Genomic DNA, 22,586 nt, shown 5'->3' with positions numbered 1-22,586 from the left:
GATGTCCTCGATCGCACGCACGCGGACCCCGCGTCGACGCAGCCTCGTCCGCAAGGGCACGGTGTTCGTCGTCGTGATGGCCGCCGTCCTGCTCGGCCTGGGCCTGAAGAACCAGATCAAGGTCGCGCTGCGGAGCGGTGACACGATCACCGCCGAGTTCGCCGAGAGCTACCGGGTGGTGCCGGGCAAGACCCGCGTCAAGCTGGCCGGCCTGCAGGTCGGCGTCGTCACCGCGGTGGACCACACCGACGACGGCACGGCACGGGTCGAGATGAAGGTCGACGAGGACGCCGTCGACACCCTCGGCTCGTCGCCGTCGGCCCGGATCGTCCCGCTGACCGTGCTGGGCGGCGAGTACGCCGTCGAGCTCGCGCGCGGCGGCGACGGGAGCTACGACGGCGCCACCATCCCCACCGACCGCACCCGCCTGCCCGTGGAGCTCGACCGGGTGCTCGAGGCCCTCCCGCGCGACACGCGCACGGCCACGCAGTCCCTCGTCGGCAACCTCGAGGGCGGCCTCGAGGCGGGCGGCGAGCCCCTCAAGCAGGTGCTGCGGACGGCCCCGGACGTCCTCCCGCCGGCCGCCGGCACGCTCGAGGCGCTCCAGGGCACGCCGGGCGAGGGCCAGCTGGCGGGCCTCGTGACCGACCTGCACGGCGTGGGCGTGGCGCTCCGGTCCGAGGACGCGGCCCTGGGCTCCTCCCTCGACAACCTCGCGGTGGTGTCGGGCACCCTCGCGGACGGGAGCACGGCCCTCGCACAGACGGTGGCGGCGCTGCCCGCCGCCCTCGACGCGACGGACGCGGGTCTCGCCGCGCTCGACTCCACGCTCCAGCGGGTCGACACGACGGTGACGGCGCTGCGCCCCACGCTCGCCGTCCTCCCGCCGCTGGTCGACGTGCTCCAGCCGACCCTCGTCGAGGCGGAGCCGGTGCTCGAGCAGGCCGTCCCGCTCCTCCAGGACGCACGGGAGCTCGTCGGGGGGCTGACCCCCGTCGTACCCACCCTCACGAGCGTGGTCGACGACCTCCGCGGTCCCGTGCTCGACCGGCTCGACGGGCCGATCCTGGCGAAGCTGGGGTCGCCCTGGCGGGGCGAGGGCGAGTACCGCAACTCCGGTGGCGGGATCCAGGCCGACAACCGGTTCTACGAGGAGATCGCCTACATGGTGGTCAACCTCGACCGCTCGTCGATGACGCAGGACGCCCAGGGCAGCCTGCTCAACTTCCAGGCCGGCGCCGGGCCGTCCTCCGTCGCGCCGCTGGCGCTCGACGAGGCCCTCGCGGCCCTCGTCCCCGGGATCGCAGGAGTCGAGTGATGTCCAGGATCACCACCGCCGTGGAGCGGATCCGCACGACGCCCGGCCTGCTGCGCGACCTGTCCGCGGTGCTCGTGTGCCTCGTGCTCGGCATCTCGTGCGGCGTCTACATCCTCGCCGGGCAGTCGTGGGAGAAGCCGTGGGAGGAGCGCTTCACCTTCGCGGCCGACTTCGACAAGGCGCCCGCGGTGCGGCCCGAGTCGCTGCAGGAGGTGCGGATCGCCGGCGTGCAGGTCGGGCGGATCACCGACGCGGAGCCGACGGAGGCCGGCACGGCCCGCGTGACCATGTCGATCGACCCCGACCAGACCGTCTACGAGAACGCCCGCGTCGTCATCCGCACCAAGTCGCCGCTCAACGTCATGTACGTGACTCTCGACCCGGGCGGCCCGCCGGCGGCCCCGCTCGAGCGGGGCGCGGTCATCCCCGTCCAGCAGACCGACCGGGCGATCCAGCCCAACGAGCTGCTCGACAACCTCGACTCCCGCACCCGCAGCGCCCTGACGTCGCTCCTGGAGGAGGCCGACGTCGCCCTCACGGACGCGGCCGTCGACCTGGGTCCCGGGCTCGACGCCACGCGCGGGGCGATGACGAGCTTCCAGCCGGTGCTCGAGCTGCTCGACGAGCGGCGGGAGCACCTGGCGAGCATCGTGAGCTCCTTCGCGGTGATCGCCGAGACCGCCGGCGAGGACGACGAGCGGCTCGCCTCCCTCGTCGCCTCGCTCGACGACACCCTCGCGGCCCTGGCGGCCCGCGACACCGAGCTGGCGGCCTCCCTCGCGTCGCTGCCCGGCTTCACCGAGAGCCTCGGCTCCTCGATGACGACGGTGCAGACGCTCACCGCCTCGCTCGACCCCACGCTCGACGACGTGGTGGCGGCCGCCGCGGCGCTGCCCCAGGCGACGCGGGAGCTGACCGGGACCGTGGCGGCGATCCGCCGCTTCGTCGCCGGCGCCGCGCCGGTGATCGACAAGGCCGGCCCGGTCGTGGCGGACCTCCGGCCCGTCGTCCCGCAGCTCGCCGCCGCCGCCACGTCGCTCGACACCTCGGTCACCCGGTTCCTGCCGTCGGCGACCGAGCGGATCGTGCCGTGGATGGACGACCTGGCGGCCTTCGTCTACCAGACGTCGTCCTCCTTCTCGCTCTACGACGCCAACGGCGGTCTCGGCCGCGCCAACGTGACCGTCGACCTCACCAACCCGACGGGTGGCCTCGGCGACGAGGGCATCGAGCAGGAGGGACGCTGATGAACGCAGCACGCAGCCTGAGGCTCCGCGGCCTCGTCGTCGTCGGGGTGATCGTGGGGATCTGCGTCGTGGGCTTCCTGCGGTTCTGGTCCTCCGCCGGAGGCACGCTCCCGTGGGACGACGACACCTACCGGGTCAGCTTCACGACCACGGACGTGAAGAACCTCCAGCCCGCCGGCGAGGTCCGCATCGCCGGCGTGAAGGTCGGCACGATCGCGTCGACGGAGATCGAGGGCGGGTCCGCGACCGTCACCCTCGACCTCGACCGGGACGTGGCGCCGCTCCACGAGGGCGTGACGGTGCGGGTCGGTGTGAAGTCGGTGATCGGCCAGTCCTTCGTCGCCGTCGAGGACGGTGACGGCCCCGAGCTCGACGACGGCGCCCGCCTCGCGGCGGACGCCGTCGTGCCCGCGGTCGACATCGACGAGGTCGTCGCGACGTTCGACCCCGAGACGCGCGCCAGCCTGGCCGACGCGCTCACCTCGCTGGGGGCCTCCACCGACGGCACCTCCGAGCAGCTGTCCGCCGTCATGGCCGGGCTCGGCGACCTCGGCCGTGAGGGCTACACCGCGGTCGACGCCGTCGCCGCGCAGGGCGAGGACCTGCGCCTGCTCGTCAGCGACGCGACCACGATCCTCGACGCGCTCGACACCGGACGCTCCGACCTGACGACCCTCGTCGGCGACGCGCAGACCGTGACCCAGACGGTGGCCGGGCAGCGCGAGGACCTCGAGGCCACCATGCGGGCGCTCCCCGGCCTGATGGCGTCCGCCGACACCGCGCTCGGCACCCTCGGGGGCCTCGGCGAGGACCTGTCGCCCGTGGCGACGAGCCTGTCGGCGGCGGCGCCCGACCTCGGCATCGCGAGCCAGGACCTGCCCGCCGTCACCGAGCAGCTCCGGGCCCTCCTGCCCTTCATGGACTCGGCGCTCGGACGCGCCGACGAGACCCTCACCCCGGTGCCGGAGCTCGCCGCGAACCTGTCGGCGATCGCCCCCGACGTCGACGTCCTGCTGCGCGACGTGAACCCGATGGTGGACTACCTCTCGCCGTACGCCACCGACATCGGCACGTTCTTCGGCAACTTCGGCTCGTCCTTCGACGGCCAGGTCGAGAACGGGGTCCGACCGGTGCGGCTCTCGCCGATCTTCAGCGAGTACTCCGTGCGCGGGAACCCGCTGCGGCTCCTCGAGATCAACCCGCTGCACTGGAACAACCCCTACCCCGCCCCCGGCGCCGCCGAGGACCCGCAGCCCTACCAGGGCACGTACCCGCGGGTGGAACGGGAGGAGTGATGCGCCGCCGCATCCTGTCCGCGCTCGTCCTGCTCGCGGTCCTCGCCCCCGTCGCGTGGGGCCTGGGCCGGGTCCAGGTGGACACGAGCGTCGCCTCGTTCGTCCCGCGCGGGGACGACGCGGCGGCGGAGCTCGAGGCGCGCGACGAGGCGTACGGCGCGGACCCCCTCGTCGTGCTGCTCGACGGGGGCGAGGGGGCGGGCCTCCTCGCCGACACCGAGCAGCTCTACCAGCTGGTCGCGCTGGAGGGACGCCTCGCCGGCCTGGACGACGTCGCCGCGGTCTACGGGCCGGGCACGGTGCTCAACCAGACCGCCCAGGCGATCCAGGACGTGCTGGTGCAGATCAGCGGTGCCGTCGACGCCACCCGCAACGTGGCCGAGGAGGAGGCGCGGGCCGCGGGTGCCTCCGACGCGGAGGCCGTCGCCGCGGGCGACGCGGCCGTGGCGCCGCTCGAGGAGCGGTACGGCACCCTGCTGGCCGACGGCATGGGGGTGGGACTGCCCACCCTGCGGAACCCGTCGTTCGCCCGCGGCGTGCTGTTCGACGACGACGGGACGCCGAAGCCGATGTGGCGCTTCCTCGTGCCCGACGCCAAGTCGGCGACCCTGCTCGTCAAGCCCCGGGCGGGGCTCGACCAGGCGGAGAACGCGGAGCTGACCCGCCAGGTGCGGCACGCGGTCGAGACGGCCACGACCACCTCGGCCGCCCCCGACCCCTCGGGCCCCTCAGGCCCCTCAGGCCCCGCGGCCGACGCGACCGGCCTCCGCCTCGCCTCCGACCCCGTCATCACGGGTGTGCCGGCCCTGACGTCGGCCGTCTCCGCGACCGCCGCCGACGAGGCGCCCCGCCTGGGTCTCCTCGCGCTGGTCGCGGTCGGCGCGGTCTTCCTGCTCGTCCCGTGGGCCCGCCGTCGTCGCGACCGGCTCCGGCCGGTCGCGTGCGCCCTGCTGGGCACCGCCACGACCGTGGCCGTCTTCGGCTGGGCGGACCGCCCGCTGTCCCTGGGCGTCGTCGCCTTCCTGCCGATCATCCTGGGCGTCGGCAGCGACTTCCCGCTCTACCTCAGCCAGGCGGGTGCCCGTCGCCAGGTGCTCGCCGTGGTCGCCGCCGCGGTCGTGGCGTTCGCCTCGCTCGTCGTGTCGCCGCTGCCGCTGGTGCAGGAGTTCGGGGTGGCGCTCGCGCTCGGCATCGTGGTCACCGCCGGGTGGGCGCTCGTGCTGCGCCGCGTCCTCGGCGCGGTGCAGCCCGCCGGGACCGAGCCCGCCGGGACCGAGGACGCCGGGACCGAGGACGCCGGGACCGAGGACGCCGCCGCCCGTCCCGCGCCCCCGGCCCGCGGCCCGCGGCTCGCCGGGGCCGTCGCCGCGGCCGCGCTGGCCGTCGTGGGCTGGGCCGCGCTCCCCTCCCTGCCCCTGCAGACGAGCCCCCAGGAGCTGGCCGCCGGCCTGCCCGAGCTCGCCGACGTCGAGGCGGCCGAGGACGTCCTCGGGTTCTCCGGCGAGATCACGGTCGTGCTCCGCGGGGACGACGTGCTCACCCCCGAGGCCGCGCGCTGGAGCACGGAGGCCGAGGACGTCGTCGCCACCGGGTACGCCGACCGCCTGCGTCCGCTCCTCACCGTCGACCGCCTGCTGGGGTTCCTCGGCGAGGACGCCACGCTCGACCAGGTCGACGCCGCGGCGGAGCTGCTCCCGTCGTACCTGCTCAGCGCCGCCGTCAGCACCGACCGGACGACCGCGGCCTCGACGTACGGCGTCGTGCTCGACGATCTCGACGACCAGCGGGTGCTGGTGGACGAGCTCCGCGCGGCGCTCCCCGAGCCGCCACCCGGCTACACGGTCGAGCTCGCCGGGCTGCCGGTGGTCGCGAGCAGCGGGCTCGAGGCCGCCTCGTCCCAGCGCTACCTCGTCGGGACGCTCGGCATCCTCGGCGCCGGCCTCGCGGTCGCGGTCGTCACGCGGTCCCGCCGCCGCGCCCTGGCCGTGGTGGCCACGTCGGCCACGGCGACCGGCTGGGTGTTCGCCGCGGTCGCGGTCAGCGGCTCCGCCCTCAACCCGTTGACGCTGGCCGTGGGCGCGCTGGTGACGGTGACCTCCGCGGAGTTCGTGCTCATGCTCCGCCAGGCGCGGCGGCCGGGGTGGCGGCACCTGCGGCGCAGCGTCCTCGCCGCCGCGGTGGCGGGCACGCTCGGCTACGCGTGCCTGGCCCTGTCCGACCTGGCGGTGCTCCGTTCCTTCGGCCTCACGCTGGCCGGCGGCGTGCTCGCCTCCCTCGCGGCGGCCGCGCTCGTCGTGGCCGTCGAGCCGGCGCTGCGCCGCGGCGGGCCGCGGCCCGACCCGGCCCCAGCTGCGGCGGCCCCGGCCGTCCCCACCCGCGACCGCCCCGGCCCGGGCACCTCCCGCGCCGTTCGCCCCCGCCCGACCGACAAGGAGCCCGTCGGATGACGTCCCTCGCCGACCTCGTGTCCCGCCTGCGCCGCCGCGCACTGCCGCCGGAGCGCCAGCGCGTGCCGGCGCTCCTCGCTGCCGGCGCCCTCGTCGTCGGCTCGGTGACCGTCACCGCCATGACGTGGGACCGCGGCCTGCCCGACGACGCCCTGCTCGCCGTCGGCGAGGAGGTCGTGACCGAGGAGGCGCTCGACGAGCGCATCGAGGTGCTGCGGGCGCTCTACCAGATGGACCTCCCCGAGGACGACGGTGCGCGTGAGGAGCTGCGCCGTGGCGCCGCGAAGGCCTACGCGACGGCGGAGCTGATCGCGGACGCCGCCGCCGACCGCGGCATCGACGTCTCCGACAAGGAGGTCGGCGACGAGCTCGACCGCATCGTCGACGAGCGGCTCGCCGGCGACCGCTCGCTGTTCGTCGACTGGCTCTCCGAGCAGGGCATCACCGAGGACGACGTCCGCGACGAGATCGAGCGCACGATGACGACCTACCGCCTGATGGAGCAGGTGGTGGCCGACGTGCCGGCGGCGACGGCGGAGGAGGCGCAGGCGGAGTACACGGCCCGCGAGGACGAGATGCGTACCGCGGAGCAGCGCAGCCTGCGCAACATCGTGGTCGAGACCCGCGACCAGGCCGAGGCCGTGCGCGACCGCATCGCCGGGGGCGAGGACTTCGCCGCCGTGGCCCGCGAGGTGTCGCGGGACGCCAGCACCGCGGCGTCCGGCGGCGACCTCGGCACCTACGCGGCGGCCGACCTCGACCCGGCCTTCGCCGTGGCGGCCTTCGGCGCCGAGGACGGCGCGCTGTTCGGCCCCGTCGAGTCGGCCTTCGGGTGGAACGTCGGCCAGGTGACCGCGGTGGTCCCCGGTGAGCCGTTGGCCTTCGAGCAGGTCCGGGACACGCTCGTCGAGGCGCTCACGGCCCGCGCACAGCTCGCGGTGTGGCAGGACTTCGTGGGCGGCCTCCTCGAGGACGGTGACGTCGAGTACGCCGCGGGCTACGAGCCCGACGACCCGACGGCGCCGCCGTCGAACCTGCCGCCGGCGGCAGGCGCGACCGACCCCGGCACCGACCCCCAGTCCGACACCGGCTCCGAGGAGGAGGCCCCGTGACCCACGTCGTGACCCAGAGCTGCTGCAACGACGCCGCCTGCGTCGCCGTCTGCCCGGTCAACTGCATCCACCCGACGCCTGAGGAGCCCGACTACGGCACGGCGGAGATGCTCTACATCGACCCCGACGGCTGCATCGACTGCGGCGCCTGCGTCGACGCGTGCCCGGTGGGCGCGATCGCCGCGGACCACGACCTCCCCGAGGAGTTCGCCCGCTACGAGGAGATCAACGCCCGCTACTTCGCCGCGCCGGGCCGCACGGACTACCCCGACGAGGCACCACGGCCGCCGGTCCGCACGTGGACGGGCGCCCCGGACGGACCGCTGCGGGTCGCCGTGATCGGGTCGGGGCCCTCCGCGTCGTACGCGGCGGAGGAGCTCCTGTCCCAGCGGGGCCTCGCGGTGGAGGTCGACATGTTCGAGCGGCTGCCCACGCCCGGTGGGCTCGTGCGGTACGGCGTCGCGCCCGACCACCAGGACACCAAGCTCGCGGCCGGCGCCTTCGCCCAGACGATGCGGCGCAAGGGCTTCCGGCTCCTCCTCAACGTGGAGGTGGGACGGGACGTCGCCCACGCGCAGCTGCTGGAGCGCTACCACGCGGTCGTCTACGCGGTGGGGGCGTCCAGCGACCGCAGCCTCGGCATCCCCGGGGAGGACCTGCCCGGCTCGCACGCGGCCACCGACTTCGTGGCCTGGTACAACGGCCACCCCGACCACGCCCACCACACCTACGACCTCGCCGCGGAGCGGGCCGTCGTGCTGGGCAACGGCAACGTGGCCCTCGACGTGGCCCGCGTGCTCGCGAGCGACCCGGCACGGCTGGCGCGCACGGACATCGCCGACCACGCGCTCACGGCGCTCCGCGCCTCCCGGATCCGCGAGGTCGTCGTCGTGGGGCGGCGCGGACCGGCGCAGGCGGCGTTCACGACGCCCGAGCTGCTGGGGCTGGCCGACTGCGACGGCGTCGACCTCGTCGTGCGCCCGGACGAGCTGGGCGGCCCCGCCGCGCCCGGGACCGCCGGGGACCTCAAGACGGAGCTGCTGGCCGAGCTGGGCACCCGCACCCCGCGCCACGACCGCCGCGTCACCCTGCGCTTCGCGGCGTCGCCGACCGCGGTGCTGGGCGACGGGTGGGTCGAGGGCGTGCGGCTCGTGCGCAACGAGGTGGTCGAGCAGGACGGGCGGGTCGTGGCCCGGCCCACCGCCGACGTGGAGGAGCTCGCGTGCGGGCTGGTGCTGCGGGCGGTCGGCTACCACGGCCGGCCGGTGCCCGACCTGCCCTTCGACGAGGTGCGGGGGGTGGTGCCGCACGACGGCGGTCGCGTCCTGGCGACGACCGGGGGCGCCGCGGTGCCCCAGGTCTACGTGACGGGGTGGATCAAGCGGGGTGCCTCGGGCGTGATCGGCACGAACAAGGTGTGCGCCCGGGAGACCGTCGGCCGGCTGCTCGACGACTTCGCCGCAGGGCGGTTGCCCGCGCCCGTCGCCGACGCGGCGACGCTCCCCGACCTGCTGCCCGAGCACGTGGGGCTGGCCGGGTGGCGCGCCATCGACCAGCACGAGAAGCGCAGCGGGCGGGCCGAGCGCCGGCCGCGGGTGAAGCTCGTGGACGTGCCCGCGCTGCTCGCCGTCGCCCGGGGCGAGGAGTGAGCGCCCTGGACCCGCGGACCCCCGTGCTCGTCGGCGGCGGCCAGTGGACGGTGCGCGACGACGAGCGCGACGAGACGCGGTCGCCGGTGCAGATGCTCGCGGAGGCGGTACGGCGCGCGGCGGCCTCCGCCGGCGCGCCCGCCCTCCTCGGGGCGATCGACTCGGTGCGGGTCGTCGGGCTGCTGTCGTGGCGCTACCGCGACCCGGGCGCGCTCGTCGCGGCCGCCCTCGGGACGTCGGTGCGGCACACGGTCTACACGGGCAACGGCGGCAGCCACCCCCAGGCACTCGTCAACGACGCCTGCGAGGACGTGGCGGCGGGACGCTGCGACGTCGTCGTGGTGGGCGGAGCGGAGGCGTGGCGCACCCGCACCGCGCTGCGCGCCGAGGGCCGCCGCCCGGCGTGGGAGCAGGAGCCGGACGACGCCGCCCCGACCGAGACCCGGCCCGACGTGCCGATGCGGCACGAGACGGAGGTGCGCGTCGGGCTCGACCGCCCCGTCCACGTCTACCCCCTCGTCGAGCAGGCGGTGCGGGCCGCGGCCGGTCGCGGGGTCGAGGAGCACGGCCGGCGCGTCGCGGACCTCTGGGCCCGCTTCGCCGCCGTGGCCGCCACCAACCCGCACGCCTGGGTGCGGGACGCCCCGGACGCCGCGACCATCGGCACCCCCGGACCCCGCAACCGGATGGTGGCCGCGCCGTACCCCAAGCTCCTCAGCTCCAACAACGCCGTGGAGCAGGCGGCCGCGGTCGTGGTGTGCTCGGTGGCCGCGGCGCGACGGCTCGGGGTGCCCGAGGACCGGTGGGTCTTCCCGCTCGCGGGCGCGGAGGCGTCCGACACGGCGGCCATCGCCGCCCGGCCGGTGCTGGCGGGCTCGCCCGCGATCCGGCTGGCGGGCGCGGCGGCCCTCGACCTCGCGGGGGTCGCCCTCGCGGACCTCGGACCGGTCGACCTCTACTCGTGCTTCCCGTCGGCCGTGCAGGTCGCGGCCGCGGAGCTCGGTCTCCCCGTGGACGACCCCGGGCGCGAGCTGACGGTGACCGGCGGCCTCACCTTCGCCGGCGGCCCGTGGAACAACTACACGACCCACGCCCTGGCGACGATGCACGAGCGGGTGCTCGCCGAGCAGCGACCGGGCCTGGTGACCGCGAACAGCGGCTACCTCACGAAGCACAGCATCGGGGTGTACGGCGCGGCGCCGCCCCGCGACGGCTTCCGGCGCGCCTCGGCGCGGGCCACGCAGGCGGCGGTGGACGCGGTCGGCACGACGCCGGTGGTCGCGACGTGGGACGGCCCCGCGGAGCTGGAGGCGTGGACGGTCGTGCACGACCGGGACCTGCGCCCGGAGCGCGTGCTCGCCGCCCTGCGGGTCGACGGTCGCGACGGCCCCCGCGACCCCGACGGTCCCGACCGCCGGGGCCGCACGCTGGCCGCGAGCGACGACGCCGCCCTGGCGGCGCACCTCGTGACGGCGGCCGCGGAGGGCAGCCGGGCGCGAGTGCGGGCCGACGGCTCGTTCACGCTCGTCTGACCGGGAGCGCGTGTCGGGGCGGCGGGGGCATTGCCCCGAATAACCTAAAGACATTAGGCTAGACGCATGGTTGAGGAGCTGGACGCATGACGACCCACGGAGCCGACGAGGCGCTCGCCGCGTTCGAGGGCACCTACCGGGCCCACGTCGAGGCGGTGGAGCGCGGGGACCTCGAGGCGGTGCTCGCGGACATGGCCCCCGGCGTCGTGCCCGGGGTGTTCGAGGGCGTGCGCACGCCCCGGGGCGCCGTGGCCGCCGAGGTCCGCCGGATCGGTCTGGCCGAGCGGACCGGCGCGGTGCACGGCGTGGGGGAGGCCGTCTACACGCCGGTGGACGGGTCCGCGCCGATCGCGCTGCGGTCGTGGTGGACCCGGGGGATCGACGGCGTCTGGAGGGCCGACGGCCTCGAGAACTTCGAGCCGGAGGCCGAGGTCGAGACCGGGGCCACGGAGTGAGTGCCGCTGCCGTGACCGAGGTGTCCGGGGAGCTGCCCTGCGGCCCCGCGGACGACGGGCTCGACCGGCCCCACTGGGAGGGCCTGCGGGAGGGGCGGCTGCTGCTCCAGCGGTGCGGCCGCTGCCGGACCTGGCGGTGGACCCCGCGACTGCTGTGCCCGGGCTGCCGGTCGTTCGACGTCCGCTGGGAGGACGTCGAGCCGCGCGGCCGGGTGTTCAGCTGGATCCGGACGCACCACCCCTACCTGGTGGAGCTGGGGCCGGACGCGGTGCCGTACACGACCGTGCTCGTCGAGCTGCCCGGCGCCGGCGGGTCGCGGGTGCTGGGGCGCGCGGCGGCCGGGGTGGACCCGGCGCGCGGGTTCCGGATCGGCGAGGAGGTCGTCGGTCGCATCGAGGACGTGCCCGGGGCGGCCTGGCCGCTGCTGCGGTGGGCGCCCGTCGGCACGCAGCAGGACGTGGCCGCGTGAGCGGGCTCCGCGGCGCCGCCGCCGTCGTCGGGGTCGCCGACCACTTCCACCCCCGCGGCCAGGGGCCGGGCGGCGAGCGCCGGATGGTCCTCGAGGCCGTCCTGGACGCCTGCGCCGACGCGGGCGTCGAGCCGCGGGAGGTCGACGGCTTCGTGTCCTACGCGGGCGGCGACCTCACGGGTCCCGTGCTGGGGACGGAGCTCGGCATCGACGAGCTGCGGTGGTCGTCGATGGTGTGGGGCGGCGGGGGCGGCGGTGCCGCCGCGGCGATCGGGCAGGCGGCCGCGGCCGTCGCGACCGGGCAGGCGGAGTGCGTCGTCGTCTTCCGCGGGATGGCCCAGGCCGACATCGGCCGGCTCGGCTACGCGAAGTACCACTTCGACCAGCACTACCTCGCGCACGGCGTCGCCGCCCCCGCCCAGGTCTGCGCGCTGCGCACCCAGCGGATGCTCGAGGTGGACGGCGTCCCGGCCGAGGCGATGCGGGCGCTGGTGCTCGCGGCGTACGCGCACGCGCAGCGCACCCCGGGTGCCGTGGGGCACGGGCGCCCGCTCGACGTGGAGACCTACGAGGCCTCCCGGCTGATCGTGGAGCCGTTCCACCTCTTCGACTGCAGCCGCGAGAACGACGGTGCGGTGGCGCTCGTCGTCGTCCCGGCGGAGCGGGCGCGCGCGCTGCGGCCCGACCCGGCGTACGTCGTCGCGGCGGCCCAGGGGGCGCCGGGCGGCTACGCGGGGACGACGGAGAACGACACGCCCTACGTGACGGCCGGGTTCGGCCCGGGGGCGCGCGGCGGCGGGGTCGCCGCGCGGCTGTGGGCGGCGGCGGGCCTCGGTCCCGCCGACGTCGACGTCGTGCAGGTCTACGAGAACTTCTCCGGCCCGGCGGTGGCCTCCCTCATCGACCACGGCCTCGTGCCGCCGGGGCCGGCGGCAGGTGAGGTCATGACGGTGGAGCAGCTGACCGCGCCGGGCGGACGGCTGCCGGTCAACACCAACGGCGGCAACATCGCGGGCTCCTTCGTCAACGGCATGGGTCTCGCCGTCGAGGCGGTCCGCCAGATCCGCGGCACGTCGACCAACCAGGTCGACGACGTCCGCACGTCCCTGTTCATCGGTGGCCCGATGGCCCCGATGGTGAGTTCCGTGCTGTTCGGCACGGCGGAGGTGATCGCATGACCAGCACGACCGCGACCGTGGCGGAGGAAGACCTGCTGGTCCCTCCGGGGCTCTGGGTGGACGGCGGCTGGCGTGCACCGACCGGGGGAGGTGCCGAGGTCGTCGAGGCGGCGACCGGGCTCCCGTTCGGGCGCACCCCGCTCGCCGGCCCGGACGACGTGGACGCCGCGGTCGCCGCCGCGCGCGCCGCCCTGCGGGGTCCGTGGGCCGCGTGGTCCGCCGAGCAGCGGGGTGCCGCGGTCGCGGTCCTCGCCGGGGCGCTGGAGGCGGAGGGGCGCGCGACCGCGCGGCTCGTCAGTCGCGAGAACGGCATGCCGATCGCCCTGTCCCGGGTGGTCAACGGACGGGCCCCGGCCTTCATCGGGTTCTACTACGCCCGTCTGGCGGCCGCGCTCGTCGCCGAGGAGGAGCGCCGGAGCCCGACCGGCGGGCGCACCCTCGTGCGCCGGGTGCCCGTCGGCGTCGTCGCGGCGATCACGCCCTGGAACTACCCGCAGCCGCTCGCGATCATGAAGCTGGCGCCCGCGCTCGCTGCGGGCTGCACGGTCGTGCTCAAGCCCCCGCCGGAGACGGCGCTCGACGCCTTCGCGTTCGCGCGGGCCGCGCAGGTGGCCGGTCTCCCGCCCGGCGTGCTCAACGTGGTGCCGGGCGACCGCGAGGCGGGAGCCCGGCTCGTCGAGCACCCCGACGTCGCCAAGGTGGCGTTCACGGGGTCGACCGGGGCCGGGCGCGCGATCGGTGCGACCGCGGGGCGCCTGCTGCGGCCGGCGACCCTCGAGCTGGGCGGCAAGTCCGTCTCGCTCGTGCTGCCCGACGCCGACCTCGACCTCGTCGCCGCCCGGCTGCTCGAGGTGTCGCTGCCCAACAACGGGCAGACGTGCCACGCCGGCACGCGGATCCTCGCGCCGCGGTCGCGGTACGACGAGGTCGTCGCCGCCGTCACCGACACCGTCGCCGCGCTCGTCGTGGGCGACCCGCTCGACCGCGCCACCCAGGTCGGCCCGCTCGTCTCGGCCGCCCAGCAGGAGCGCGTGCTGGAGTACGTCGCGGCCGGGCGCGCGTCGGGCGCGCGGCTCACCACGGGAGGGGGGCGCCCCGACCGGCCCGGCTGGTTCGTGGAGCCCACCGTGTTCGCCGACGTCGACAACGCCGCGGTCATCGCCCAGGAGGAGATCTTCGGCCCGGTCCTGGCGGTCATCCCCTACGGCGACGAGGAGGAGGCGGTGGCGATCGCGAACGACTCGCCGTACGGGCTCGGCGGCACGGTGTGGAGCGCCGACGAGGAGCACGGGCTCGCGGTGGCCCGGCGCATCGAGTCGGGCACGGTCGGCGTGAACCACTACGAGCTGCACGTCAACGCGCCGTTCGGCGGCGTGAAGGACTCCGGGCTGGGCCGGGAGCTCGGCCCCGAGGGCCTGGAGCCCTACCTCGCCCACCAGTCGCTCTACCTCGGGCCGGCGGCTCGCTGAGGCTGTCGCGGGACGTAGCCTGACGTCGTGCCCGCGGGCGCGCGAGGAGAGGGGTGGGGGTGGCTCGACCGAGCAAGCCGTTGATCAGCCGGGAGGCGACGGTCCGGACCGCGCTGGCCATCATCGACGCGGACGGGCTCGACGCGTTGAGCGTGCCGCGCCTCGCGCGCGAGCTGAACGTGAAGGCGCCGTCGCTCTACCACCACTTCGCCGACAAGCGGGCGATCCTGCAGGAGGTCGCGGCGGAGATCGTCGCGCCGATCGAGGTGCCGGACCCGCCGCCGGACCACGACTGGATCGGGTGGTTCACCCAGCTGGCGCTCAACCTGCGGGCCGTGGTGATGCCGCACCGCCGCGCGGCGCCGCTGCTCATCGAGCACCTGCCGCGCGACCTGCTCACGGACTACTTCGAGCTGACGTGCGCCTACCTCGCGGAGTGCGGGGTCCCGGCGCACCTCCACGTGCCCTTCCTCGACGGCATGGAGAAGCTGGCGCTCGGGGCGACGATCGCGGAGGCGATGCGCCCGGAGGTGGGGGCGGACGGCTCGGTCTTCGCGCACCTGGACCCCGACCAGCACCCGCACCTCGCCGACGCGGTCGCCGCCAACGAGCACGAGGCACGCGGCATCTTCGAGCAGACGATCCGCAGCTTCCTCGCGGGCATGGAACGGCTCGTCGCCGAGGCCTGACCCCTCCCACCGATCGCACGCTCGGTGACCCCTGGTGCCCGGACGACGCCTGCTCTAACCTACAGACATTAGTTTCTAGGAGAGGAGCACGACCGTGGAGAGCGACCTGTTCGAGGCGGACCACGAGGAGTACCGGAAGGTCGTCGCCGAGTTCGTCCAGCGGCACGTGGTGCCGCACCTCGACCGGTGGACGGAGCAGCGGCTGATCGACCGCGACGTGTGGCGGGAGGCCGGGCGCCAGGGGCTGCTCGGGCAGGCCGTCCCGGAGGAGCACGGCGGCCCCGGGGTCACCGACTACCGGTTCCGGATGATCACGCAGCTCGAGATCGCCCGGGTGGGGGCCTCCGCCCTCCAGTCCGGCTTCTCCACCAACGACGACATCGTCCTCAGCTACCTGCTCCGCCACGCCGACGCCGACCAGGCGAAGCGGTGGCTGCCCGGCTTCGTGACGGGCGAGACGATCGGCGCCATCGCCATGACGGAGCCGGGCGCCGGCAGCGACCTCCGCGGCATCGCGACCACCGCGACGCGGGTCGACGGGGGCTGGGTCCTCAACGGGTCGAAGACCTTCATCACGTCGGGGATCCTGGCCGACCTCGTCATCGTGTTCGCACGGACCGGCGACAACGAGTTCAGCCTCCTCGTCGTCGAGGACGGGGCGGAGGGCTTCAGCCGCGGCCGCAAGCTCGACAAGGTGGGGCTGCACGCGCAGGACACGGCCGAGCTGTTCTTCGACGGCGTGCACGTGCCGGACGAGAACGTGCTCGGCGAGATCGGCCGGGGCTTCGCCTACCTGATGCAGAGCCTGCCGCTCGAGCGCCTCGGCATCGCGATCGCCGGGCAGGCCTCGGCGGAGGCCGTCCTGGGCTGGACGGTCGACTACGTGAAGGAGCGGACGGCCTTCCGCAAGCGGATCGCGGACTTCCAGGTGCCGGCCCACCGCCTCGCCGAGCTGCGGACGGCCGTCGAGGTGTCCCGGACCTACGTCGACCGCTGCGTGCGCGAGCTCAACGCCGGCACCCTGACGGCGGTCGACGCCGCCAAGGCGAAGGCCTGGTGCACCCAGCTGCAGCACGACGTCATCGACGTCGGCGTGCAGCTGCACGGCGGCTACGGCTACATGATGGAGTACCCGGTCGCCCGGGCCTTCGTGGACGCCCGCGTCCAGCGGATCTACGGCGGCACCAACGAGATCATGATGGAGATCGTGCAGCGCGACCTCCTCGCCGACCGCGGGTGAGCGCCCCCGTGGACCCGTTCGGTCTCGACGGCCGGGTCGTCGTCGTGACCGGGGCGTCGAGCGGGCTGGGCACGGGCTTCGCCCGGTCCCTCGGGGGTGCCGGCGCGCGCCTCGTGCTGGCCGCGCGGCGCGTCGAGCGGCTCGAGGCGGTGGCCGCCGAGCTGCGGGACGCCGGGGTCGAGGTCGCGACCGTGGCGGCCGACGTGGCGCGGCCCGACGACTGCGCGCGCGTGGCCCAGGCGGCGGTCGACGCCTTCGGTCGGCTCGACGGGCTCGTCAACAACGCGGGGCTGGGCGGCGCCGTACCGGCCCTGAAGGAGACCCCGCAGGGCTGGCAGGACGTGGTGGGGGTCAACCTCGACGGCGTCTTCTGGACGGCCACCGAGTGCGCGCGCCGGATGGCCGACGGCGGCGCCATCGTCAACGTGGCCAGCGTCCACGGCCACCTCGCCCCGCGCAGCTTCCCCCACGCGGCGTACGCCGCCACGAAGTCGGGGGTCCTGGGGCTGACGCGCGCGCTCGCCGCCGAGTGGTCGGGGCGGCGGGGGATCCGGGTCAACGCCCTGTGCCCCGGCTACTTCGCCTCCGAGATGACCGACGCCGGCGGGGAGCAGCTCGCGAGCGCGGTCGTCGGTCGCACGATGCTGGGCCGGTACGGCGAGCAGCACGAGCTCGACGGGGCCGTGCGGTTCCTGCTGGCGCCGGCCTCGTCGTACGTGACGGGGACGTCGCTGACGGTGGACGGCGGCTACAGCGCCTGGTGACGCCGACGGGTCAGGCGGTGCGCTGCAGCCGGGCGACCTGGACGAGCCGCTCCATGCCCACCAGGTAGCTGCGCACCGTCTGCTCGAACACCTGCCGCGGCGTCAGGTCGTTGGCCTCCTGCGCCGCCAGCAGGTGCGGGTGCCGCTCGGGGTCGATGTGGGGGAAGGCGACACGGCGCTGCTGGGTGGGTCGCATCGCCTCCGCGATGGTCGAGCCGAGCGACAGCTTCTCCAGGCCGTCGAGCAGCAGCACGTGCACCGAGACCGGCACCTCGCACGCGATGAGGAAGGTGCAGACGTCCTCGTACGACGTCGTGAGCAGCTCGCGGGGCAGGAACTCCAGCAGGATCGGGGCGGCCCGGCGGTGCCGCAGGACCGCCGTGCGGAAGTTGAGCGACAGCTGGACGAACCAGCCCTGCCAGTCGCCGTCGGTCGGCTTCCGCGGCTGCACCGTCTTCGCGACGATCTCGCGGGCCACCGCGGCGAGGATCTCCGACTTGTCGGAGAAGTGGTGGTAGAGCGACGGCGCCTTCACGTTCATGTGGCGCGCGAGGCGGGGGAGGCTGAGCGCCTCCAGGCCCTCGGAGTCGATGATCTCGAGCGCGGCCTGCACCGTCGAGTGGCGGCTGATGAGGGGCTTGCTCGGGCGGGGCACCGCTCGAGTCTAGGCCGGTCGGCGGGCCGGTGGGTCGAACTGTCAACCGAATCACGTTCGGTAAATGCGCTCGTGGCCCCAGCGCGTCGGAAAACGGTGCGCTGGGGCCACGACCCGGTCCTGCGCTCAGCGCGGCGCCATGCGGATCGCGCCGTCGAGGCGGATCACCTCGCCGTTGAGCATCGGGTTGGCAGCGATGTGGGCGACCAGCGCGCCGTACTCGCTCGGCTCGCCGAGGCGGCTCGGGTGCGGCACCTGGGCGCCGAGGGAGGCCTTCGCCTCCTCGGGCAGCGTCGCGAGGAGCGGCGTGTTGAAGAGGCCCGGGGCGATGGTGACGACGCGGATGCCGAGGCTCGCGAGGTCGCGCGCGATCGGCAGCGTCATGCCGACGATGCCGCCCTTGGAGGCGGAGTACGACGCCTGCCCGATCTGGCCGTCGAAGGCTGCCACCGAGGCGGTGTTGACGATCGCTCCGCGCTCCTCGGGGGTGCCGAGCGCGCCGGGGAGCGGCTCGAGGGCGGCCATGCGGGCCGCGGCCAGGCGGATCACGTTGAACGTGCCCACGAGGTTGATCTCGATGATCCGCTGGAACGACTCCAGCGGCAGGGGCTCGTTGCCCCGGCCCACGGTCTTGCCGGGGGCGCCGGTGCCGGCGCAGCTCACGGCGACGCGGAGGTCGCCGATCTCGGAGGCGAGGTCGACGGCCTGCTGCACGGCGTCGGCGTCGCGCACGTCGGCGGCCGCGAACCGTACGTCGCGGTCGAAGCGCTGCGACAGCTCGGCCGCGACGTCGGCGCCGGCCGAGGAGGGCAGGTCGAGGATGACGGCACCGCGGGCGCCGGCCTCGAGGAGGGCCTCGACGGTGGCCCGGCCGAGGCCGGAGGCGCCGCCGGTGACGAGGGCGGTGGAGGAGCCGGAGGAGAGGTCCACGGGTCAGAGCCTTTCGATGATGGTGGCGTTGGCCATGCCGGCCGCCTCGCACATGGTCTGCAGGCCGTAGCGGCCGCCGGTCTGCTCGAGGTCGGCGAGGAGCGTGCCGAGCAGGCGCGTGCCCGACGAGCCGAGCGCGTGGCCCAGCGCGATGGCGCCGCCGTTCGGGTTGAGCTTCGCCGGGTCGGCGCCGAGCTCGCGTGCCCACGCCAGCGGCACCGGGGCGAACGCCTCGTTCACCTCGTAGGCGTCGAGGTCGTCCATGCCGAGGCCCGTGCGGGCGAGCACCTTCTGGGTGGCCGGGATCGGGGCGGTCAGCATGAGCACCGGGTCGTCGCCGGTCACGGCGAAGCCCACGAAGCGGGCGCGCGGGGTGAGGCCGAGCTCCCTCAGCACCCGCTCGCTCACGACGAGCGCGGCGGAGGCGCCGTCGGTCAGGGGCGAGGAGTTGCCGGGCGTGATCTGCCAGGCCAGGTCGGGGAACCGGGCGGCGAGCTCGTCGGTGCGGAACGACGCCCGGAGGCCGGCGAGGCCCTCCGCGCTCGTCGAGGCGCGGATGGTCTCGTCCACGCGGTGGGTGAGCGTGGTGCCGTCCGGCAGCGTGACGTCGATCGGCACGACCTCGCCGTCGAAGAAGCCGGACTCCGTGGCCGCGGCGGCCCGGCGGTGGGACTCGGCGGAGAAGGCGTCGAGCTCGTCGCGCTCGAGCTTCCAGCGCTGGGCCACCAGCTCGGCGGAGACGCCCTGGTTGACGAGGCCCTCGGGGTAGCGCGCGGCGACCTCGGGGCCGTCGGTGTCGAGGCCGAGGGTCGAGGCGCCCATCGGCACGCGGCTCATCGACTCCACGCCGCACGCGATCACGACGTCGGCGAAGCCGGACATCACGGCCTGCGCGGCGAAGTCCACGGCCTGCTGGCTCGAGCCGCACTGGCGGTTGATGCTGACGGCCGGCACCGAGTCGGGGAACCCGGCGCCGAGCAGCGCCGTGCGGCCGATGTTCATGGCCTGCTCGCCGACCTGCTGGACGCAGCCGGTGATGACGTCCTCGACGCGGGCGGGGTCCACGCCCGTGCGCTCGGTGAGCGCCTTCAGCACGTGGGACAGCAGCACGGCGGGGTGGGTGCCGGACAGCGCGCCGCCGGGCTTGCCCTTGCCGGACGCGAGCCGGACGACGTCGATGAGATAGGCCTCGGCCATGGGTTCTCCTGGGGTTCGGGGTCGGATGAAACCTAAAGACAATAGGTGAAAGCGGTCAAGGGTCGGCGGCGACCCGGACGGGTGTGCCGGGCCGCCGCGCGGGCGGTGAGGGTCAGCGCGGGGCCATGCGCAGCGCGCCGTCCATGCGGATGACCTCGCCGTTCAGGTAGTCGTGGTCGATGATCGCGAGGGCGAGCTGGGCGTACTCGTCCGGCCGCGCGAGGCGCTGCGGGAACGGGACGCCGGCGGCGAGCCCGGCGCGGAACTCCTCCGACACGGTGGCGAGCATCGGCGTCTCGACGATGCCCGGCGCGATGACGTTGACCCGGATGCCGTACTGCGCCAGGTCGCGCGCCGCCGGGAGGGTGAGGCCGACGACGCCGCCCTTGGAGGAGGAGTACGCCGCCTGCCCGACCTGGCCGTCGAACGCCGCGATCGAGGCGGTGTTGATGACGACGCCGCGGGCACCGTGCTCGAGCTCGGGGGTCTGGGCGATCCGCTCGGCGGCCAGCGTCAGCACGTTGAAGGTGCCGATGAGGTTGACCTGGATGATCTTCGCGTAGAGACCGAGGTCGTGGGGGCCCTTGCGCGAGAGGATCCGCGCCGACGGGCCGATGCCCGCGCAGTTGACGACGGTGCGCAGCGGGACGCCCTCGGGGTTCTCGGCGGCCGTCGCGACCGCCGCGGCGACCTGCTCGGGGTCGGTCACGTCGGTCGGCACGTAGGTGACGCCCTCGACCGACGGGGCGGTCTCGAGCGAGGCGGGCAGGTCGAGGCCGACGACGGTCGCGCCCTGCGCGGCCAGCGCGGAAGCGGTCGCGGCGCCGAGGCCGGAGGCGGCGCCGGTGACGATGGCGGCGGTGTCGACGAGCTGCATGGGTGGTCTCTCCTGGGGTCGGGCGGTCGGCTGGTCGGTGGGTCGGGGGTCGAGCGGCGTGCCGCTCAGGCGGTGACGTGGAGCGAGGCGTCGGGCTTGGCGTCGAGCGAGCGCGCGACGACCATCCGCTGGATCTGGTTGGTGCCCTCGAAGATCTGCATGACCTTGGTCTCCCGCATGTAGCGCTCGAGGGGGAAGTCGCGGGTGTAGCCGACGCCGCCGAGCACCTGCACGCCGTCGGTGGTCACCTTCATCGCGTTGTCGGTGGCGACGAGCTTCGCCACGGAGGCCTCGCGCGAGAACGGCAGGCCCTGGTCGCGCAGCCGCGCGGCGTGGAGCGTCACGGCGCGGGCGGACTGCACCGCCGCTTCCATGTCGGCCAGCACGAAGCCGAGGCCCTGGTGGTCGATGATGCGGCGGCCGAACGCCTCCCGCTGCTGCGCGTAGGCCAGCGCCGCGTCGAGCGCGCCCTGGGCGACACCGGTCGCGACGGCGGCGATGCCGAGGCGGCCCGAGTCGAGGCCCGCGAGCGCGATCTTGAGGCCGTCGCCCTCCGCGCCGAGCCGGCGCTCGACGGGCACACGCACGTCGGTCAGCAGCATCGAGGCCGTCGTCGAGCCCATCAGGCCCATCTTGCGCTCGGGGTTGTCGGCGACCAGGCCCGGCGTGCCGGCCGGCACGAGGAAGCACGAGATGCCGTTCTTGTCGTCCGACGTGCGGGCCATGATCTTGTAGAAGTCGGCCTCGCCGCCGTGCGTCACCCACGCCTTCGCGCCGTTGAGCACGTACTCGTCACCGTCGCGCCGCGCCGTCGTGCGCATCGCGGCCGGGTCGGAGCCGGCGTGGGCCTCGGAGAGGCAGTAGGCGCCGAGCAGCTCGCCCCCGAGCATGTCGGGCAGCCACTCCTGCTGCTGCTCCGCGGTGCCCCGCGTGGCGAGGCCGAAGCACGAGAGCGCGTGCACGGAGACGCCGACGCCGACGCTGGCCCAGACGCGGCCGATCTCCTCGAGCACCTGGAGGTAGACCTCGTAGGAGACCCCGCCGCCGCCCACCTCCTCGGCGTACGGCAGCCCCAGCACGCCCGTCCGGCCGAGCAGGCGGAACACCTCGCGGGGGAACTCGCCCTTCTCCTCGGCCTCCGCGGCGCGGGGCGCCAGCTCCTTGGTGACGAGCTCGCGGACGAGTGCGATGAGGTCGGCGGACTCCTGGTCCGGCAGCAGGCGGCGGGCAGGCATGGGTCCTCCTCGGTGAACGATACTCAGATCAGTTCTACAGTATCGTTCTCGGTATCGCTAGGGTGAGGCAGGAGTCGAGGAGGTGGACGTCAGGTGGTGACCGCGGCACGCACGCGACGTACGGCGCGGCAGCAGCAGCTCCTCGACCGCCTCGTCGACCTGTGCGAGGCGGAGGGGTTCGCCGGGTTCACGCTCGACGACCTCACGGTGCGGCTCGGCTGCTCGAAGACGACGCTCTACTCCCTCGCGGGCTCGAAGCTGGAGCTCGCGGTCGAGATCGTCCGGGCCTCGTTCCGCCGTGCCACCGACCTCGTCGAGGCGCGCCTCGACGGCGTGGAGGGAGCGGGCCCGCTGATCGACACCTACCTGCGGGCCGTGGCCGATCGCCTGCAGTCGCTGTCCGTCGCGTTCCTGGCGGACATCGCCGCCTTCCCGGCCACCGACGCCGTCTACCGCCGCAACACCGAGGCCGCGGCCGACCGCATCCGGCAGCTCGTCAGCGAGGGCGTCGCGTCCGGCGAGCTGCGCCAGGTGCACGCGGGGTTCGTCGCGGAGATGGTCGCGGCGACGATGTTCGACATCCAGCGCGGACGGCTCTTCGAGCGGCTCGAGCTGAGCGACGCCGAGGCCTACGCCGAGCTCGCCGACTTCGTCGTGCAGGCGCTGACGGACTGACGGCTGACGGGCTGAGGGGCTGACGGCGGCGCCGGGCGGGGTGGCCCCGCAGTGGGCGGGGCCTGCAGCGGGCGGGGTCCGCAGTGGGGGGCCGCAGCGTGGGGCCGCAGCGTGGGCAAAGAAAAACGCGGACCGGCCCGGGCGGCCGTCGA

Annotated in this window: 20 protein-coding genes; 15 read left to right on the top strand and 5 right to left on the bottom strand. The window is 75.0% G+C overall.

All coding sequences use genetic code 11. The features are described 5' to 3' along the window. Position 1: 1 nt before the first annotated feature. The 14 genes from G3T38_RS06230 to G3T38_RS06165 all read left to right on the top strand — a co-directional run bounded on the left by G3T38_RS06230 (position 2) and on the right by G3T38_RS06165 (position 16,865). Positions 2 to 1,318, top strand: a complete 1,317-nt coding sequence (locus G3T38_RS06230; RefSeq protein ID WP_163771227.1) for an MlaD family protein — start codon at positions 2 to 4, stop codon at positions 1,316 to 1,318. Next, on the top strand, positions 1,318 to 2,565 hold the full coding sequence (locus G3T38_RS06225; RefSeq protein ID WP_163771226.1) for an MlaD family protein: 1,248 nt from the start codon (positions 1,318 to 1,320) through the stop codon (positions 2,563 to 2,565). Before G3T38_RS06230 ends, G3T38_RS06225 begins: the two co-directional genes overlap by 1 nt. Then, positions 2,565 to 3,860 (top strand): MlaD family protein, encoded by a 1,296-nt coding sequence (locus tag G3T38_RS06220; RefSeq protein WP_163771225.1) that lies wholly within the window; start codon positions 2,565 to 2,567, stop codon positions 3,858 to 3,860. Before G3T38_RS06225 ends, G3T38_RS06220 begins: the two co-directional genes overlap by 1 nt. After that, entirely contained in the window at positions 3,860 to 6,307 is a 2,448-nt protein-coding gene (locus tag G3T38_RS06215) for an RND transporter family protein (protein WP_163771224.1), read from the top strand. Before G3T38_RS06220 ends, G3T38_RS06215 begins: the two co-directional genes overlap by 1 nt. Then, positions 6,304 to 7,419, top strand: coding sequence for a peptidylprolyl isomerase (locus G3T38_RS06210; protein ID WP_163771223.1), 1,116 nt, complete (start codon positions 6,304 to 6,306; stop codon positions 7,417 to 7,419). The genes G3T38_RS06215 and G3T38_RS06210 overlap by 4 nt, the downstream gene beginning before the upstream one ends. Further along, complete coding sequence (locus G3T38_RS06205) at positions 7,416 to 9,068, top strand: FAD-dependent oxidoreductase (protein ID WP_163771222.1); 1,653 nt, start codon at positions 7,416 to 7,418, stop codon at positions 9,066 to 9,068. Before G3T38_RS06210 ends, G3T38_RS06205 begins: the two co-directional genes overlap by 4 nt. Continuing rightward, the gene (locus G3T38_RS06200; RefSeq protein WP_338037494.1) at positions 9,065 to 10,600 is read left to right on the top strand and encodes a hypothetical protein; all 1,536 of its coding nucleotides are present in this window, start codon (positions 9,065 to 9,067) and stop codon (positions 10,598 to 10,600) included. Before G3T38_RS06205 ends, G3T38_RS06200 begins: the two co-directional genes overlap by 4 nt. 86 nt (positions 10,601 to 10,686) lie before the next feature. Next, positions 10,687 to 11,055 carry a hypothetical protein gene (locus G3T38_RS06195; protein ID WP_163771221.1) on the top strand — a complete coding sequence of 123 codons (369 nt, stop codon included), beginning with the start codon at positions 10,687 to 10,689 and terminating at the stop codon, positions 11,053 to 11,055. Between the two features lie 11 nt (positions 11,056 to 11,066). After that, on the top strand, positions 11,067 to 11,525 hold the full coding sequence (locus tag G3T38_RS06190; RefSeq protein WP_206675798.1) for a zinc ribbon domain-containing protein: 459 nt from the start codon (positions 11,067 to 11,069) through the stop codon (positions 11,523 to 11,525). Next, a complete protein-coding gene (locus G3T38_RS06185) occupies positions 11,522 to 12,703 on the top strand; it encodes a thiolase C-terminal domain-containing protein (RefSeq protein WP_163771220.1) in 1,182 nt (393 codons plus the stop codon). Before G3T38_RS06190 ends, G3T38_RS06185 begins: the two co-directional genes overlap by 4 nt. Next, a complete protein-coding gene (locus G3T38_RS06180; protein ID WP_163771219.1) occupies positions 12,700 to 14,172 on the top strand; it encodes an aldehyde dehydrogenase in 1,473 nt (490 codons plus the stop codon). Before G3T38_RS06185 ends, G3T38_RS06180 begins: the two co-directional genes overlap by 4 nt. A gap of 59 nt (positions 14,173 to 14,231) precedes the next feature. Next, complete coding sequence (locus G3T38_RS06175; RefSeq protein ID WP_163771218.1) at positions 14,232 to 14,861, top strand: TetR family transcriptional regulator; 630 nt, start codon at positions 14,232 to 14,234, stop codon at positions 14,859 to 14,861. Positions 14,862 to 14,955: 94 nt separating this feature from the next. Next, entirely contained in the window at positions 14,956 to 16,101 is a 1,146-nt protein-coding gene (locus tag G3T38_RS06170; protein ID WP_163771217.1) for an acyl-CoA dehydrogenase family protein, read from the top strand. Continuing rightward, positions 16,098 to 16,865: an SDR family oxidoreductase gene (locus G3T38_RS06165; RefSeq protein ID WP_163771216.1), complete on the top strand. Its 768-nt coding sequence runs from the start codon at positions 16,098 to 16,100 to the stop codon at positions 16,863 to 16,865. The genes G3T38_RS06170 and G3T38_RS06165 overlap by 4 nt, the downstream gene beginning before the upstream one ends. Positions 16,866 to 16,875: 10 nt before the next feature. Here the strand turns inward: G3T38_RS06165 and G3T38_RS06160 are convergent, their stop codons facing one another. The 5 genes from G3T38_RS06160 to G3T38_RS06140 all read right to left on the bottom strand — a co-directional run bounded on the left by G3T38_RS06160 (position 16,876) and on the right by G3T38_RS06140 (position 21,759). Further along, a complete protein-coding gene (locus G3T38_RS06160; protein WP_163771215.1) occupies positions 16,876 to 17,520 on the bottom strand; it encodes a TetR family transcriptional regulator in 645 nt (214 codons plus the stop codon). 126 nt (positions 17,521 to 17,646) lie between these two features. Beyond that, positions 17,647 to 18,450, bottom strand: a complete 804-nt coding sequence (locus G3T38_RS06155; RefSeq protein ID WP_163771214.1) for an SDR family NAD(P)-dependent oxidoreductase — start codon at positions 18,448 to 18,450, stop codon at positions 17,647 to 17,649. A 3-nt stretch (positions 18,451 to 18,453) separates the two neighbouring features. Then, positions 18,454 to 19,647: an acetyl-CoA C-acyltransferase gene (locus G3T38_RS06150; protein WP_163771213.1), complete on the bottom strand. Its 1,194-nt coding sequence runs from the start codon at positions 19,645 to 19,647 to the stop codon at positions 18,454 to 18,456. Between the two features lie 112 nt (positions 19,648 to 19,759). Then, positions 19,760 to 20,524, bottom strand: a complete 765-nt coding sequence (locus G3T38_RS06145) for an SDR family NAD(P)-dependent oxidoreductase (RefSeq protein ID WP_163771212.1) — start codon at positions 20,522 to 20,524, stop codon at positions 19,760 to 19,762. A gap of 65 nt (positions 20,525 to 20,589) precedes the next feature. Further along, positions 20,590 to 21,759 carry an acyl-CoA dehydrogenase family protein gene (locus G3T38_RS06140; protein ID WP_163771211.1) on the bottom strand — a complete coding sequence of 390 codons (1,170 nt, stop codon included), beginning with the start codon at positions 21,757 to 21,759 and terminating at the stop codon, positions 20,590 to 20,592. Positions 21,760 to 21,855: 96 nt separating this feature from the next. On the opposite strand from G3T38_RS06140, the gene G3T38_RS06135 reads away from it, so the two are divergent. Next, complete coding sequence (locus tag G3T38_RS06135) at positions 21,856 to 22,434, top strand: TetR/AcrR family transcriptional regulator (RefSeq protein WP_163771210.1); 579 nt, start codon at positions 21,856 to 21,858, stop codon at positions 22,432 to 22,434. Positions 22,435 to 22,586: the final 152 nt, after the last annotated feature.

The organism is Nocardioides zeae (assembly GCF_010686755.1).
Lineage (GTDB): Bacteria > Actinomycetota > Actinomycetes > Propionibacteriales > Nocardioidaceae > Nocardioides > Nocardioides zeae.
The sequence above is the reverse complement of the archived record's forward strand: the minus strand, read 5'-3'. Positions and strand labels throughout refer to the sequence as shown.